A 376-nucleotide genomic window follows, 5' to 3' on the forward strand; every position below is an offset into this window, starting at 1 on the left:
AGAGACAGGATCACTGAGTGTCAGCACAGCGTCCATACTGTCAGCGCTGGTGCCTGACATTAAGCCGTTAAAGATCCGCTCCGGAGTAGACGGCATCATTGAATCATAATGAAGCGATAGCCATCCAGCCAGGTCAGCATGGCGTGGGCTTTTTTGAGAAATGCCGGCTTGTCTGCCGCGGCAATGGATTGGGCTTTGGGCAGTTTGACGCGTAACGAATCCCTGTGCACTCCATCGACCCGGAACTCATAATGAAGATGCGGCCCGGTGGCGAGACCAGTGCTGCCGACGTAACCGATGATTTGCCCTTGTTTGACGGATCGGCCCCGGCGCACACTGCGGTGAAAACTGTTCATGTGGGCGTAGAGTGTCTGGT

The 376-nt window shown here is 55.3% G+C and carries 1 protein-coding gene; it reads right to left on the reverse strand.

The genetic code is table 11. The features are described from left to right. Positions 1-95 precede the first annotated feature (95 nt). Positions 96-376 (reverse strand): M23 family metallopeptidase (locus Q4563_RS16980; protein ID WP_303605326.1); only part of this gene is annotated, 281 nt, incomplete at its 5' end.

Source organism: Gilvimarinus sp. 1_MG-2023, from assembly GCF_030548285.1.